Consider the following 16,391-nt stretch of genomic DNA (forward strand, 5'->3'; position numbering starts at 1 on the left):
CATGCGCTGTGCCAAGCACCTAAAAAGAGGTAATTAAGTGGGGAACTTTGATTGGAGGCACGGAATCACGAAATATAAAGATCTACAATCACGATACTTAATGATTAACATGAAATATCAATGGAAAAACACTTTTATCACGAATCGACACTGAGATTATGCAGTAGCCTACAACTCGAAAAGTCCCTGCAAAGTTACTTCGAGTTTATTCGGGATGAACTGCCTATTGATGGGCTATTTATTAATATTTTTCGCAAACAATTTAATGACATACAATTTATTGCTCATGTCAATGCTAACCAATCATGTACCTTAGATAGGCAAATATCTATCCCTGAAGAACTGGCTAAGTGCTTAGATGATCCTCAACGCCCACGCGTGAGAATTGTTAATGATATTGAGCACGACCCAATCACAGCTTTAGTTGCGCCTAAGGTGATCAGTGGTATTCGTTCGCTGATCATTTTGAGAATGTCTATCGAAAATACCCACCTTGGGATAGTCGGATTTTATGCCAAAACGACAGGCGTTTTTCGCCCTCGTCATGCTGATTTAATTGCTCCGCATATGCATGCATTAGCCTTAATCACTGCACTAAATCTACGCGGACGTAATTTACTTAAAGAAAATGAAGCACTCTCAAAGCAGAATGTGAGTCTTCGCAGAACACTGGATGTCCAGAATGGCGTAGTGGGAGCCAATTCAGGCTTGAAACACGTCATGCAGCAAGTGCAATCTATTGCCAAGATTAATACGACCGTCCTAATGCTGGGTGAAACGGGGTGTGGAAAAGAAGTGATAGCTAATGCTATTCACGAACTTTCTGAACGTTCGGATAAGCCCTTTATCAAGGTCAACTGCGGCGCCATTCCAGATACTTTGATTGACTCCGAACTCTTTGGTTATGAAAAAGGGGCATTTACTGGGGCTGAGTCCCGTAAAATTGGCTACTTCGAACAAGCCAATGGCGGCACTATCTTCCTCGATGAAATTGGTGAGCTACCACTATCCGCACAGGTTCGATTACTCCGTGTGCTTCAAAATAGCAGTATTACCCGTGTGGGTGGGCATGATGCTGTACAGCTGGATATTCGTATAGTGGCTGCCACCCATAGAAATTTACAAGCTATGGTACACAGAGAAATGTTTCGGGAAGATCTTTGGTATCGCTTAGCTATTTTCCCTATTGAAATCCCTTCATTAAGACAAAGACGTACAGACATTCCTTTACTCGTACAGCATTTTATCGAGCAACTGAGTTCAAAGTTCAACCTGCCTCAATTACCAAGAGTTACACCGGAACAATTGAATATTCTGAATCAATACGCTTGGCCAGGAAATGTCCGAGAACTCATTAACGTGCTCGAACGGGCGATAATACAACAACCTTCAGGACCGTTAGATTTTGGCTTCCTTGCTCCACATCAGGGTGAGGAAATTACGACCCAAGCAAATAAAACCGTTATCATAGATCCAAACTATGCGAGCGATAAACTTGTGCCCCTTGATGTTATGACCAGAAAATATATTAGTCATGCACTGAGGATTACAGGTGGAAAACTCTATGGTCCAGGAGGTGCGGCTGAGTTATTGGACATCAATGCCAATACCCTGCGCAGCAAAATGAAGAAACTGGGGATTGTATAATCTTTCAAGGCTAACGAGTGCTCTATAACAAAAATAGAAAGCATCGGTTAACAAAGTGCATAAATAACAAAGGTCACATAAGTGACCTTTGAAAAATTAATGATAACCATAGGATCTAGAAGAAATAACGGATTCCCACCGCATAGTTGTTATCTTGTAGATCTTCATAGGCTTTATCATCCATACTGCTGAAATCTATTTTGGCCTCAACGTACATAATTGTGTCGCGGCTATAGCGATAATGCAGACCTAACACTGCAAATTGGCGTGTCCATTTTCCTTGGATCGCAGTATCTACATCGGTATCAAGATCTTGATATGTCAGTAATACTGTTGGAACGAAACCATTATCATACTGATAAGCAACAATAAACTCTGCTCCAGTTGAATCATATAAATCTCCGCCCACTAATTCGTTTTGCTCACTCTTATGGGCGTTAAAACCTACGTATAAACCGTCAGCATCACGACCTGGAGCATATTGATAGAAACTACCGTATTGGGCGCCAATACCAATAATTTGATTAGTGTTATCAACCTCTTGGCCTGCAAGGTTTCCGGTAAAATCACCACGATTAAATCCCGCTAGCACTTTAAATTTATCAGTAAAGTTGTAAGTTACACTTGCACCGTAGCTAGGTTCGAAACTCAATTCGGAACCATCATTCAAGGGAGCACCACTGCCATCATACAAGGCAACATCGCTATTTTGTTTAGAGGCATACTGCACTGCGACATGTAGATTACCAAAAGTATTACGATATTGCAGCGCAGCATCGGCACGTCCTGCACCTGTTAAACCACCGTCACCGAAGGTATAGGCCCCCACTGACCACCCCGTAAAAGCATTGAGCACATCGGTTGTGTAAGCAACATCATAGTAAGCCCCCCATTGCTTACCAAAACTGATCTTTCCCCATTTCTCATGGGACATCCCTACATAACCCAATCGATTGAATAAAAAATCTGAATTTTTAGATGCAGATAACTGACCGCCACCTTGGCCTTGCGTGTATATAAGGCCGTCATCACTGGTCACCATATTGATACCCCATTCCGTATGGGCAAAGGAGCTCCAGCCATTTTTCTCTTGACGGTCGAAACGAAAACCAACACGAGAAAAATTATCTATAACAGAAGTTTCATGACCATCATTTAACGCAGCAAACCCTAACCAACCTATCATGTTAACGCTGTTAGTTTGGTCATTATACAACTCAACGGCTTGAGCAGGTCCCATTAACAATAAGCTTGGGATCATCAAAGCGAGCAATGTCTTTTTCATTTCATCTACCTTTAAATTCAGCGAAACCATATATAATCACATGATTTATTTGATATATTATTTTCCCCAATCAATAGTAAGCAGGTTATATGCCACCGGGAGGAAAAGCTGAAAATCAAGGTGTTTTTTAGATACGGATCAGGCAATCTCGAAATATCGTGATTATCGGTTGTTAAATACCGTTAGATAAATTAAATGTCGTTATTACATCAAAAGACAATAACGACATATATGCAACAAGTGTGTCATTACACTGCTGTTGTAGATTTGCGGCAATTATAAGCTGAACGACTAGTTGATCGAGTTACCGAACTTTTGGAACTGGTCTTTTGGGAAGCATATTTGTTGGAACCATCGTTTTTGTTGTACCTATACCTTTCGCTGAACTTGATTTTTTAGAATACGACTTACGATAACCAGATTTATTACTTGCCGTTTTACGATAACCTTGGCCTTGTAAACCATTAAGCGCGGTTGGCAGTTGTGCGCCTGCATTCTGGATAAGCGTGGATAAGGTGCCGAGCAGTGGCTGCATAAAGGCTTGATAAGAGGTTTCTTTATGGCAAATGCCGTTCAAGCTCGCTTCCCAAAGCGCTGTCATATCCGGCGTAGTCGCACTCGCGGGCAAGCTGTTAATCAATCCTTTCCCCACGTCTGTCGAGACAATAGATTTACCTAAGCGTTGTAAAAAACCGCGTTTGAACAGCAATTCGATAATACCTGCACGGGTGGCCTCTGTACCTAATCCGTCGGTTTCTTTAAGAATTTTACGGATCTCAGGATCGGTCACATAACGGCTAATACCCGTCATAGCACCGAGTAAAGTGGCATCGGTAAAGGCCTTTGGTGGTTGAGTATTTTTCTCCAACAATTCGCCTCGAGTACAATGCAAAGCCTGTCCCAATTTCAAAGGTGGTAATTGGCCGATAAACTCGTCATTCTCCTCATCGTCCTTACCTGTGCTTTCTTCCGTCGACTTGTTGCCACTCGCCTTACTGCCATTTGGCTCTTGGCGGGCAAAGAGTTGCTTCCAGCCGAGGGATTTATCCTGACGCGCCTTAGTATTAAATAAGCCACCCTCGATTGTCACTTGCACTGTGGTTTCACTGTAACAATAAGCCGGATAAAACTGGGCTAAGTACTGGCGAGCAACATGAAGATATAACTGCCTCTCACGCTGACTCAAGCTAGATAAGTTAGCCGTCTTCTCTGTGGGGACGATTGCGTGATGGGCGTCCACTTTTTTATCATCCCATGCTTTAGATTTAAGACGGGGCTCGGGTGCATCAGCACCTTGCAATAACTCAGCAGCACCGTCACTTATCGCCTTAAGTACCGAAGGCGCAAGGTTATGTTGCTCAACGGGTAAATAACGACTGTCGGAGCGTGGGTAAGTAATGAGTTTATGGCGTTCATACAAACTCTGGCAGGTATCGAGCACATCCTTAGCACTCATGCCAAACCGTTTCGCCGCATCAATTTGCAACGCGGATAAGCTGTAGGGCAATGGTGGATTCTGTTTCTTGTCCTTAGCCACTAATTGAGTGACTAAGGCGGGTTTATCACTGATGCGACTCACCACATTTTGCGCTAGCCCTCTCGCTAACACTCGTCCTTCTTCATCCATATAAGGCTGACAAGCTTCGCTAGGTTGCCACTTGGCGCTGAAGGTTTCTTGCTTCTCGGTCGCCAAATGCGCTAGTACTTCATAAAAAGGTTTAGATTGAAAGTGGGCAATCTCTTCATCACGGCGCACCACTAGTCCAAGTAATGGCGTTTGTACTCGGCCGACGGATAACACGCCTTGATAACCGACCTTTTTACCTTGGATGGTGTACGCACGCGTCATATTCATGCCATAGAGCCAATCGGCACGACTGCGAGCTAAGGCCGATGTGGATAAAGGAATGAACTCGCGATTACTGCGTAGCTGTGTTAGAGCCCGTTTTACAGCTTGTGGGTTTAAGTCACTGATCAGTAAACGCTGGGTTTGATGTAGCTTGTCCCCCGTCACGCGAAGATAGGCAATCACTTCATCCACGAGTAACTGCCCTTCGCGGTCGGGATCGCCCGCGTTAACCAGCGTGTTGGCTTGTTTGACTAATCGTTTTAGCACTGTGAGTTGGCTGCGGGTCGCAGCCTTAGGTTTTAGTTGCCACTTGTCTGGCACTATTGGCAAATGCTCGAATTTCCAAGACTTAAATTCGGGATTATAGGCATCAGGTTCTGCTTGCTCGAGCAAGTGACCAACGCACCAAGACACACAATCGCCATTGGCGGCTTCGATAAATCCATCGCCTTTTTTATGGGGTTTAGGCAATACATCGGCAATGGCCCGCCCTAGGCTAGGTTTTTCTGCGATATAGAGAATCATACAAACACCAAGCACTGGATATAATTACAGTATAATTTAGCCCAAACGCCAGTTGAGTGCAAATTTCTGTAGTAAACCGAGCTTAAATGTAAAAGCTTAAGTGTAAATTCAATTGCGAATAATTCTCAACAAGGCATAAGATACACTAAATAACTAAGGAGTGACTATGAGACAGTTTGCAATAAATGCGCGACAGGCTATGACAATAACTCCAGCATTAATATTAAGATTCAATCAGTTATTGATGTTCCATAGCTTAATGTTACTCGCAATAAGCATGCTCACTAGTACTTGGCTGGGACAAATGAAAATCATCGATATGCCGTTAGCATGGGGATTCATTCTCGTCATTCCTATTGCTGTGAGTTTATCTCTATTACTCAGCCATCAAATCACGCGCCATAGCTTAAGCAGCTTATTCGGCGTGTGGATGCTACTTTGGGTAATGGGATAACTGACATTCATAATAAATCACTACCGTATTTCGAGTTAACTCGCCCCTCCGCTCTATTTATCCATGCTAAAACTCAATTTCAAAACACATTGGTTTCAAATATTTAACACTTTAACTATGAAGCTCCCTAAAAAATAGTTATGTTGAGTATCTTGGATATTTACAAAAAATGTCTTAATCAAAAGTGAATGTCCTAACTCAACATCTGTTGAATAACCGTAAACCTAAAAACTCTGCTAAAACAACACAATAAAGGAATCGGAGTCTATGAATGAGATTGTCAACGCGATCAATAGTGTAATTTGGAGCCCTGCACTTATTTTTCTTTGCCTAGGTGTCGGGCTCTATTTCTCCCTTCGCACTCGATTTTTACAGCTGCGCCATCTGCCAGAAATGATCCGCCTGATGTTTGATGGCAAGAGTACTGATGCGGGAGTGTCGTCTTTTCAAGCACTCGCGATGACATTAGCGGGTCGAGTCGGTACAGGTAACATTGCAGGGGTCGCCACAGCAATCACCTTTGGTGGTCCTGGCGCTTTATTTTGGATGTGGATGGTTGCCTTTCTCGGTGCCAGCTCCGCCTTCGTTGAATCTACCTTAGGTCAAGTCTATAAAGAAAAAATCAATGGTGAGTATCGCGGTGGACCTGCTTTTTATATTGAAAAAGGCTTAGGCATGAAATGGTATGCATGGGTATTTGCAATTGCGACCATATTTGCTTGCGGGATCCTGCTGCCGGGCGTACAAGCTAACTCGATTGGTTCAAGTTTAAAAACCGCTTTCAACATAGATCCTAATGTGACTGCAGCCATACTGGCTATGCTTCTTGGCTTTATCATTTTTGGCGGTGTAAAACGTATCGCTCACTTTGCCAGTGCCGTCGTCCCCTTTATGGCACTGGGTTACATCATAGTGGCTTGTGTCATCATAGCGCTAAATATTGGCCAGCTACCGGGTATTTTATGGTTAATTATCAAAAGTGCCTTTGGCTTTGATGCGGGTTTTGGTGCCATTTTAGGCTTAGCCATCATGTGGGGGGTAAAGCGGGGTATTTACTCCAACGAAGCGGGTCAAGGTACAGCGCCACATGCCTCATCTGCAGCGGCGGTAAGCCATCCAGCCAAACAAGGGTTAGTTCAAGCTTTTTCTGTGTATATCGACACCTTATTCGTTTGCTCTGCAACAGGTTTCATGCTGCTCATTACGGGACTGTATAATGTTCAGGGCCCAGACGGTGCGGCGCTCTATACAGGCATTGCCGGAGTCGCTGCAGGACCAGGCTACGTACAAACGGCAATGGAAAGTATGATGCCAGGATTTGGCAATATCTTTGTGGCTATCGCACTGTTCTTCTTCGCCTTTACGACCATAGTGGCTTATTACTACATTGCCGAGACCAACATTGCCTATATTAACCGTAAAGTAAATCATCCTTGGTTCATGGTCGTTCTCAAAGTCGTGATCATTGGCTCAACCGTATACGGCACAGTTAAAACGGCTGATATGGCTTGGGGAATGGGTGACATTGGTGTCGGACTTATGGCATGGCTCAATATTATTGCCATTATTCTATTAAGGAAAACCGCATTCACTTGCCTTAAAGATTATGAATCACAACAAGCACTCGGCATAGAGCCACTTTTTGACCCGGTAAAACTGGGGATTAAAAATGCGGATTACTGGGTTGAACGCAAACACGCTGAAGAAAATGTAATGACTGAAACAGCGCAACGTATAAATACGTAGACGTTACCACTATGCTCCGTTAAGCAAATATAAGCCATTAAAAAGCCAGTGATTTCTCACTGGCTTTTTTGTATCGTTTGGAACAAAAAGGACACAAACTTTACGATACTAAATTACCCACAATCCTTATGGGTGACAGACGTTATGCAGCTCTAAGTTAGTGCCGATATCTTTATTTCGATCGGCTTTAGCATCGTCATTTCGCAGTTGCGTCAAGTGATCTAAATACGCTTGGTCAACGTCGTTTGTGATGTAGTGACCATCAAATACGGACGTTTCGAAACGTTTAATCGCAGGATTCTCCATTCTTACCGCTTCAATTAAATCGGGTAAGTCTTGGAAAATAATGCCATCAGCACCAATTAATTTGGCGATTTCATCGGCATCACGACCGTGGGCGATAAGCTCGTTTGACGTTGGCATGTCAATACCATACACGTTCGGGAAACGAATTTCCGGTGCGGCAGAGGCAAAGTACACTTTCTTGGCACCTGCTTCACGGGCCATTTCGATGATTTGCTCTGAGGTCGTACCGCGAACGATAGAGTCATCCACCAACAGGACATTTTTGCCTTTGAACTCAGTGTTAATCGCATTCAACTTACGACGCACTGACTTCTTGCGCTCCTGTTGACCAGGCATGATGAAGGTACGGCCAATATAACGGTTTTTCACAAAACCTTGGCGGTACGGTAAATCCATGCAACGGGCAATTTCCAGCGCGATATCGCAAGAGGTTTCAGGAATAGGAATAACCACGTCGATATCATGATCGTACCATTCTTTCTTAATCTTCTCGCCAAGCTTAGCGCCCATGTTGACGCGACTTGCATATACAGACACTTTGTCGATCGTCGAATCTGGACGGGCAAAATAGACGAATTCGAAGATACAAGGTGCATAGCTAGGCTCGGCTGCACATTGACGGGTATACAGCTGACCGTCAATTGAAACATAAATCGCTTCACCCGGTGCCACATCACGCATCACTTCAAAGCCAACTGCATCGAGTGCCACACTTTCAGAAGCCACCATGTATTCAGTGCCAGTGGCAGTTTCGTGCTTACCTAATACCAAAGGACGAATACCAAATGGGTCACGGAACGCGACTAAGCCTTGACCAATAATCATAGCCACAACCGCGTAGGCACCACGAGCTTGTTGGTGTACGTTAGCGACCGCATCGAACACTTCTTCCGACGTCAGAGTCAAACTCGTGGTTTTTTGCAGTTCGTCGGCCAACAGGTTTAACAAGACTTCAGAATCCGAAGTGGTGTTCACGTGGCGACGTTTTTTGATCAGCCCTTCGGCTAATTCGACTGTGTTGGTTAAGTTACCGTTATGGGCTAATGAGATCCCAAATGGCGAGTTAACATAGAAAGGCTGCGCTTCAGATGCGCTTGAACTGCCCGCAGTTGGATAACGCACATGGCCAATACCAGCATTACCTTGTAGGCGTTGCATATGTTTGACTTCAAAAACGTCTTTAACCAAACCATTGGCTTTACGTAGTCTGAAAGCACCACGATCAATGGTCACAATACCTGCCGCATCCTGACCTCTGTGCTGCAACACTGTCAGTGCATCATAAATGGTCTGATTAACCGATGATTGGCCAACTATTCCGACGATACCACACATGGGTAAGCTTCCTCATTGTAAGATGTTCTATCACTTAGGATTATTTTATTTTCTTTCTTATAGTTTGGGTACAAAGCTGGAGGTGTTTTCCAAATAGTCAAAAAACCATTGAATAACAACGCCAAATTCGGGTACTAGCACAGAATCTTTCCACCATTGGGAGTTGGGAGAGCCTGTGAAAGCATCCATGAAAAACAACAAGGCGCTAACAATAAGCGCGCCTCGAATAGCACCGAAGCACAAGCCCAAAAGCCTGTCAGTGCCAGATAATCCGGTTTTGACAACAAGTTGTCCGAGAATATAGTTAACTAAGGCACCGAGTACCAAAGTGGTAATAAAGAGGATGGCAATAGAAACGCCATTACGCAGCATCTCATCGTTCATTTGTGTTAAGTGAACGGCAAGATCTTGGTAAAATTGGCTGGCAACAAAGAAAGCCGCAAACCATACCACTAAGGACATGGCTTCTTTGGCAAATCCACGGATCAGACTGATGAGAGTCGATAATCCGATGACGAATATGATAGCGTAATCAATCCAAACCATTGAGATGGCTTTCCGACATGGGCTTTAAGACGGCGCGATTCTACCAGAGACTGAAACGATTCTCACCCCTAGTGAGGTAAATAAATCATTTTCAGTCTCGAGTGTTGTATCACCATTAAGATTCTAAGGGATTAAAAGGAACAATCCAGCCCTTGAGACGTGTGAGGTTTTCCACCTCAACTTGTACTTTCTTCAGCTTTGCCTCAGACACATCGGGTCCGACAAACACTTTAGTTAATACGCCATCTTTAGGGTTTTCAGGAATAGTGTACGCTTTAAAACCACTCTTACGCAGCTGTGCAACCAAGGCTTTAACATTCGTTGCGTTGTTAAAACTGCCAAGCTGCAAGGTAAAGCCACTTTTCAAGCTGTCACGGCTGACCACTTTAACGGCATCCTCTTTGGCTGCACTGGCTTTGGGCGTTTCTGCTTTAGGCTTTTCAGCCTTAGCCACAGTAGTCGCTTTAGCGTCCGCTTTTTTAGCCGGCTCAGTTTTTACAGTGGCTTTAGGCGGCTCTTTTTTAGCTTCAGGTTTCGTTTCAGGCTTAGGCTCTGCTTTTTTAACATCAGGCTTAACGTCTTTCTTAACATCTTGCTTTGCGACTTCGATTACTGGCGCAACGGCAGACTTTTCATTGTCAGCATTAACTGGCATTTCGGCTAAGGCGACCTCAGTCCCATTCAGCGCGGCAGCATCCTCGGCCGACAAGACTTCAAACATATCATCGTCGGCTTTTTGCTGCTCAATCACGGTCGGGCGCAAAGGAATTTCGGAAAACTGCTCTTCTTGGCGATCTTTTTTGCCATCCAAAATATCCGGCAAAAAAATTACCCCAAGCGCAACCAGCACTACAGTGCCGACTAAACGATTATGAAACTGGCTAGACAAAACTGACTTCCTGCATAAATTGAGACTTAAAACCTGCCACAGTGTAAAAGGAGCCAAACACAATTACCACATCATCTGGGTTAATTTGCGCTTTTAATGCAGACCAAGCCTCAGATATGTCCTCAAACTCAAATGCAGCAGCCTCAGTGGCTAATGTTTTGCGTAGCATGGCCGAACTCGCGCCACGCTCACCGTGCAGACTGACCAAATACCAAGTGTCGATCAGTGGATTGATCACAGGCAACACACCTGCAATATCTTTATCCTTCAACATGCCGCAAAGGGCGAACACGCGCTTACCCACAACGATTGGCGCTAACTGTTGTACCAAAAAACGCGCCGCATGGGGATTATGGGCAACATCGAGTAACACTAACGGCTTCTCACTCACCTGCTCTAATCGACCCGTTAACCGAGCCGTGCTAATACCCTCAGCAATAATTGAAGGCGTGATATCCGGCCAGCCCTGTTCAATCACTGCCAATACAGTCGCCGCATTAGGTAATGGCAAAGTTGGTAACGCTAAATCGTGCAGTTTGAGCACTTGACCTTGAAAATCCCACAGATTGCCATGGGCTTGATAACTGAATTCATTACCGACACGATACAAGATGGCGCCAACCTCATTGGCGACATCATTGACAGTGTGTGGCAAGTTGGGTTCACCGACAATGGCAGGTTTACCACTGCGGAAAATGCCCGCCTTTTCACGGCCCACAAGCTCACGGGTATTACCGAGATAACTTTCATGGTCTAAATCGACCGACGTCAGTACGCTAATGTCGGCATCGATAATATTGGTAGCATCTAACCGTCCACCTAAACCGACTTCTAAGATAACCACGTCAAGCTGAGCGGCTTTAAAGAGTATCAAGCCTGCAAGCGTAGCGTACTCAAAAAAGGTCAGAGAAATATCGCCGCGCGCGGCTTCAATTTGCTCAAATGCCGTAACAAAATCGCTATCACTGACATCGCTACCATTGATACGCACTCGCTCGTTGTACTTCAGCATGTGTGGCGAACTGTATACGCCCACCGTCAAACCCGATAAGCGCAGAATATTTTCGAGCATGGCGCAGGTGGTACCTTTGCCGTTCGTCCCCGCCACTGTCACTATCTTGGTTGGACCTAAATCCAAAAGACCAAGGGTTTGCGCGACCTTAGAGACACGGGTTAACCCCATATCGATTTCGGTTGGATGTATAGATAGCAAATAATCCAACCACTGTTCCAATCCTGCATTTGACGCTGGTACTGTAAGCATGTCCGTATATCCTCGTATTCGATTATCTCTCAAATAAGATCTTTTCAATCCAACATGAATAATGGCCCAAGGGCGAGCTTAGGTAATTGATATTGTTCTGGATAAGTCACATCAACTAAATAGAGTCCATGGGGTTTAGCCGTTGCTGCGGCTTGGTTTCTGTCTTTTAACGCGAGCAAATCGCCCATCCAAGTCAGTGGCTGATTACCTAGACCGATTTCTAACAATGAACCGACAATATTGCGCACCATGTGATGCAAGAAAGCATTCGCGGCGATATCAACAATCACATACATACCTTGGCGCGTGACATTAACGCAATGCACATTACGAAACGGTGTTTTCGACTGACACTGAACAGCGCGAAAGCTAGTAAAATCCTGCTCACCCAAGAGTGCCTGTGCCGCTTGGTGCATTTTGTCAGCATCGATATTGCCGTGATAATGGCTTACACCATGGCGTAAAATCCCAGGGCGAAAAGTGTGGTTATAAATCACATAGCGGTAGCGTCTGGCGGTGGCCGAAAAGCGCGCATGGAAACTGTCGTCGACTTCTTTGACCCAACGGACGGCAATATTGTCGGGCAAATTAACATTCACCCCTAAGGTCCATGCACCTTCATTACGAATGGCATTGGTTTCAAAATGAACCACTTGGCCTGTGGCATGCACGCCCGCATCGGTACGGCCAGCGCAGAAGACGCCGATAGGCTCATTAGCCACTATCGATAACGCCCGTTCTAATTGCCCTTGTACTGAATCGACTTCGGCCTGACGTTGCCAGCCAAAATAACCATTACCGTCATATTCAATACCTAATGCAATCCGCATCCACTTATCCTCACAATTGATTTAGCGGCGCATTTTATCACAGCAGCCCATAAAAAAAACGGCGCTGAAGGCGCCGTTAGATTGAAACACTCTCAACCGGGATTAACTAATCTCTTTGAGCAAACGTCCAGCTTCATCCTGCTGGCGCTCGTTACCGTCAATTTGCACTTCTTTGAGCAGGGCTTTCGCACTGTCGCTGTCGTCAATTTCGATATAAGCACGCGCTAAATCCAGCTTAGCGTTGACTGAGTTTTCTTCATCATCAACATCGATCATCGCGGCATCACCGATTAAGGCACCGACATCACTCATCTCAACGTCAACTTCCGGATACAAATCAGTATCTGCGCCCTCTTCATCGGCATCATTCAGCAACTTGTCGATGTCGATAAAACCGTTTTCATTTTGAAAACTGGTTAAATCATGGTCAGGAACAAACTTTTTCTGCGCTTTTCGCGACTCCTGGGCATCAAGTGCAGCCAAGGCTTCATCGACGGTAAGATTATGATCATCGACGAGTGAGAAACTGTCTTCCGACGTCAACACATCTTCATCGTCATAATCTGTATTGGCTGTAAAAGCGGCGAGCACATTATCGTCACTTAAATCTAGCCCTTGCTCAAGGTCCAAATCATCCGCGTCTTCTTTGATATCAAGTTTAAAATCTTCACTAAAATCAATATCGTTACGCGTAGCATTAATGGGCTTCTCTTGAGAAGCATAATCGAGCGCTGTGGCATCTTTGTTAGGCTCAACATCATTAGCCGTTACATCTGCTTGCGTTGCCGCAGGCTTAGCCTTAGGCGCAAAATCTAGCTCTGAGTCCCAATCGAGCACATGGGGATCTTTGCTCTTATTGGCTTTTAAATCATTAAAGAAAGAAGATTCTTTTTCTTTAACACTGGCCGCGGCTGCAGCAGCGGCCAAAGTGACTGCGGCCGTCGCTAATACATCAGCGTCGTTATCGTCACTCAATTCCTCGACTAATGTAAAAGTATCATCGGTGCCGTCGATAGAGTGAGCCGCACCTATGCCTTTAAGTAAATTATCTTCGTCAACTGAATTGTCTTCTGAATCGAGCTGCGCCGTTTCCATATCGAAGTCGAATTCATCTTCATCGGCATCCAATTGCTCCGGCACATCAAACTCAGCTAAGAGTGCATCTAAATCATCATCACCTGACGCTTCAGCTTTTATGTCTTCAGGTAACGAAGCTTCTAATTCTGCGGCGATTTCTGCACTGATATCATCATCTTCTGCATCGACTTTGAGTTCAGGCTCAGCATCAAAACTCGCCAGTAGCGAATCAATATCATCGGATTCTTCTACGCCTAATTCATTAAGCTCATCGTCTAACTCTGCGGCAATTTCAGCTCGAATATCGGGCTCTACTTCAGGTTCAGCCGCAGGTATCGGTTTATCAAAATCCGCTAACAGAGCATCAATATCATCGGTATCTTCCAGACCTAGCTCATCAAGCTCTGCGTCTAGCTCGGCGGCAATTTCAGCGCCGAGGTCGGGTTCAACTTCAGGTTCTGCTGGTTTATCGAAATCGGCTAACAAGGCATCAATGTCGTCAGTATCTTCTACACCCAGTTCATTAAGCTCAGCGTCTAGCTCTGCGGCAATTTCAGCGCCGAGATCAGGTTCAACTTCAGGTTCTGCTGGTTTATCGAAATCGGCTAACAGGGCATCGATGTCATCGGTATCTTCTACGCCCAGTTCATTAAGCTCAGCGTCTAGCTCTGCGGCAATTTCAGCGCCAAGATCAGGCTCGACTTCAGGTTCAGCGGCTGGCGTTGGTTTATCGAAATCAGCTAATAAAGCATCGATATTATCAACGTCTTCTCCGCTAAGTTCATCATCTAGCTCATCACCGAGTTCTGCCGCGATGGCAGCACTGAGATCTTCATCATCAGACGCAACAACGTCTGGTGCAGGCGCTTGTGCAATCTCAGTATCTTCTGCAGGAACACTAAACTCGGCAAGTAATGCATCAAGATCATCGTCATCCGCGATGGCTTCATCGGCAGGTTTAGTGTCTGCGACTTCAACATCATTCAGCTTAGAAGTAACATCATTACTGTCATCTTCTTGAGCTAAATCGTTCGCAAAGTTACGCTCTAATTCACTTAAATCCTCTTCGGCTTCGGTGCTGTCTTCAGAAGTGCTGTCGTCAGAACCTAGGCCCGCTAATAGTGCATCAAGATCGGCTTCCTCAAGAATATTGCCAGATTTAGGTTTCTCCTCAACAATATCCTCTTCCTGATCGCCCATGGCTTCGGCCCACAGATCATCAAGAGATTGCCCTTCGTCTTCAACCTCAGGTTCGGCAGTCGTACCGGGATCGACAAACATCTCTGACGCGATATCCATCTGATCGTGGGAGTCAGTCAAATCTTGCTCAGGTTGTAAATCGACACTGCCCATATCAAGAAGACTATCGATGGAGTCCGCATGATCAGAATCTAAATGTACCGCCATATCGTCTAAATCGTCATCATCCATATCCATGATGGCGGTACCTGCAATCCCAGCGGCACTGGCGGCCATAACCGCTTCTTGTGTCTGCATTTCACGACGTTCTTTATTGCGTTTACGGCGCAGGAACCAGAACACAGCAAGCAGTAAGAACAAGGCAGGGATCACAGCCGCGGCAATCAATAACACAGGACTATTAAGGATATTGCGCCACAAGTCATCGGGCTCAATCGGTGCCTCTGCCTCTACTTCAGCTTCAACAGCTGTCGTCTCTGGCACTTGCGCAGCTTCAACTTCGGCTTTCAAGGCTTGGTTTTGTAGTTTACTGGCTTGAAGTGTTTCTTCCAGCACAGCAATCCGTTGATTTAATTCTTCAACTTTAACTTTTAGCGCTTCAACATCTGAAGTGCGCACTGACAGTTGATCTTGAGTGCGGGCTAATTCATCGGTTAATGACAGATTTTTGCTTTCTGCCGCTTCTAACCGCGCCGTCACATCTGAACTCAGCATCTTGGGCTTTTCTGGAACAGGTGTTTCAACAACCGCTTTAGGTGGTGTCACTTTCGTTTCAACAATCACCGCAGGAGCCGTGACTGGCGCTTTTGCTGTCGTCACCTTAGCTGGCGGTTTAGATGCTGCTTTCGCCGGAGCCCGAGATTGTCTATCACTTTGCTCTGCTCTGGCTATCGCCATACGATTGGGGATCGACAGCATGACTTCTTTAGACGGAATGAGCAGGATCATACCGCGTTCTAAACTGTTATAACTGGCAGAGTTAAACGCATGAGGGTTAGCATCGTATAAGGCGGCCATCACCTGATAGACGCTAACACTGGCATCAGGACGGACTTTTTGCGCTATGCTCCAAAAAGTGTCTTTCGATGTCGTTGGACCATATTGATGGTTAACTTGACGGATCTGTCCGTCTGGCCCCATGATTTTTAAGGGTTTTAATCTTGGTGTATCTGCAGCAACGGCGGGTTCAATAAAATAAGCGGTAGAAGAAACAGCTAAAACAGTGGCCATTAGACCCACAAGATACGAAGTGCGAAATTTCATCAATCCTTCCCTTTGAAGCGCTATAAAGTTATCTCACTGATAACAGGCTTTAGGCAATTGTATTTATTGAGATTACTATAAACCAGAAATCCCCGCCCTGCTACTGTTCACAATTGTAAAACAAAAAAAGCCTGCTGACAGCAGGCTTTTCAATGGGCATCAAATGCAATCTAAT

Annotated in this window: 11 protein-coding genes; 3 read left to right on the plus strand and 8 right to left on the minus strand. The window is 45.1% G+C overall.

Annotated elements, in window-relative coordinates:
• The first annotated feature begins 120 nt into the window (after nucleotides 1-120).
• A complete protein-coding gene (locus L5L97_RS07315) occupies nucleotides 121-1,647 on the plus strand; it encodes a sigma-54 interaction domain-containing protein (protein WP_263181539.1) in 1,527 nt (508 codons plus the stop codon).
• A gap of 115 nt (nucleotides 1,648-1,762) precedes the next feature.
• Here L5L97_RS07315 and L5L97_RS07320 read toward each other — a convergent pair whose 3' ends face one another.
• Both L5L97_RS07320 and L5L97_RS07325 read right to left on the minus strand, forming a co-directional pair.
• Nucleotides 1,763-2,932: a porin gene (locus tag L5L97_RS07320; RefSeq protein ID WP_263181541.1), complete on the minus strand. Its 1,170-nt coding sequence runs from the start codon at nucleotides 2,930-2,932 to the stop codon at nucleotides 1,763-1,765.
• Nucleotides 2,933-3,236: 304 nt separating this feature from the next.
• Nucleotides 3,237-5,306, minus strand: coding sequence for a DNA topoisomerase III (locus L5L97_RS07325; protein ID WP_263181542.1), 2,070 nt, complete (start codon nucleotides 5,304-5,306; stop codon nucleotides 3,237-3,239).
• A gap of 166 nt (nucleotides 5,307-5,472) precedes the next feature.
• Here L5L97_RS07325 and L5L97_RS07330 point away from each other — a divergent pair, with 166 nt between their 5' ends.
• Entirely contained in the window at nucleotides 5,473-5,760 is a 288-nt protein-coding gene (locus L5L97_RS07330) for a hypothetical protein (protein ID WP_263181544.1), read from the plus strand.
• Between the two features lie 267 nt (nucleotides 5,761-6,027).
• Complete coding sequence (locus tag L5L97_RS07335) at nucleotides 6,028-7,506, plus strand: alanine/glycine:cation symporter family protein (protein ID WP_105252099.1); 1,479 nt, start codon at nucleotides 6,028-6,030, stop codon at nucleotides 7,504-7,506.
• Nucleotides 7,507-7,632: 126 nt separating this feature from the next.
• Here L5L97_RS07335 and purF read toward each other — a convergent pair whose 3' ends face one another.
• The 6 genes from purF to L5L97_RS07365 all read right to left on the minus strand — a co-directional run bounded on the left by purF (nucleotide 7,633) and on the right by L5L97_RS07365 (nucleotide 16,216).
• Entirely contained in the window at nucleotides 7,633-9,147 is a 1,515-nt protein-coding gene (gene purF / locus L5L97_RS07340) for an amidophosphoribosyltransferase (RefSeq protein ID WP_028761029.1), read from the minus strand.
• Nucleotides 9,148-9,204: 57 nt separating this feature from the next.
• A complete protein-coding gene (locus tag L5L97_RS07345; RefSeq protein ID WP_028761030.1) occupies nucleotides 9,205-9,693 on the minus strand; it encodes a CvpA family protein in 489 nt (162 codons plus the stop codon).
• A gap of 115 nt (nucleotides 9,694-9,808) precedes the next feature.
• Entirely contained in the window at nucleotides 9,809-10,582 is a 774-nt protein-coding gene (locus L5L97_RS07350) for an SPOR domain-containing protein (protein ID WP_028761031.1), read from the minus strand.
• On the minus strand, nucleotides 10,575-11,846 hold the full coding sequence (gene folC, locus L5L97_RS07355) for a bifunctional tetrahydrofolate synthase/dihydrofolate synthase (protein WP_263181545.1): 1,272 nt from the start codon (nucleotides 11,844-11,846) through the stop codon (nucleotides 10,575-10,577). The genes L5L97_RS07350 and folC overlap by 8 nt, the downstream gene beginning before the upstream one ends.
• A 44-nt stretch (nucleotides 11,847-11,890) precedes the next feature.
• The gene (gene truA / locus L5L97_RS07360) at nucleotides 11,891-12,676 is read right to left on the minus strand and encodes a tRNA pseudouridine(38-40) synthase TruA (protein WP_263181547.1); all 786 of its coding nucleotides are present in this window, start codon (nucleotides 12,674-12,676) and stop codon (nucleotides 11,891-11,893) included.
• Between the two features lie 102 nt (nucleotides 12,677-12,778).
• Nucleotides 12,779-16,216, minus strand: coding sequence for a FimV/HubP family polar landmark protein (locus tag L5L97_RS07365; protein ID WP_263181548.1), 3,438 nt, complete (start codon nucleotides 16,214-16,216; stop codon nucleotides 12,779-12,781).
• Between the last annotated feature and the right edge of the window lie 175 nt (nucleotides 16,217-16,391).

Origin of the sequence: Shewanella sp. SM71 (genome assembly GCF_025653905.1) — a bacterium.
Lineage (GTDB): Bacteria > Pseudomonadota > Gammaproteobacteria > Enterobacterales > Shewanellaceae > Shewanella > Shewanella oncorhynchi.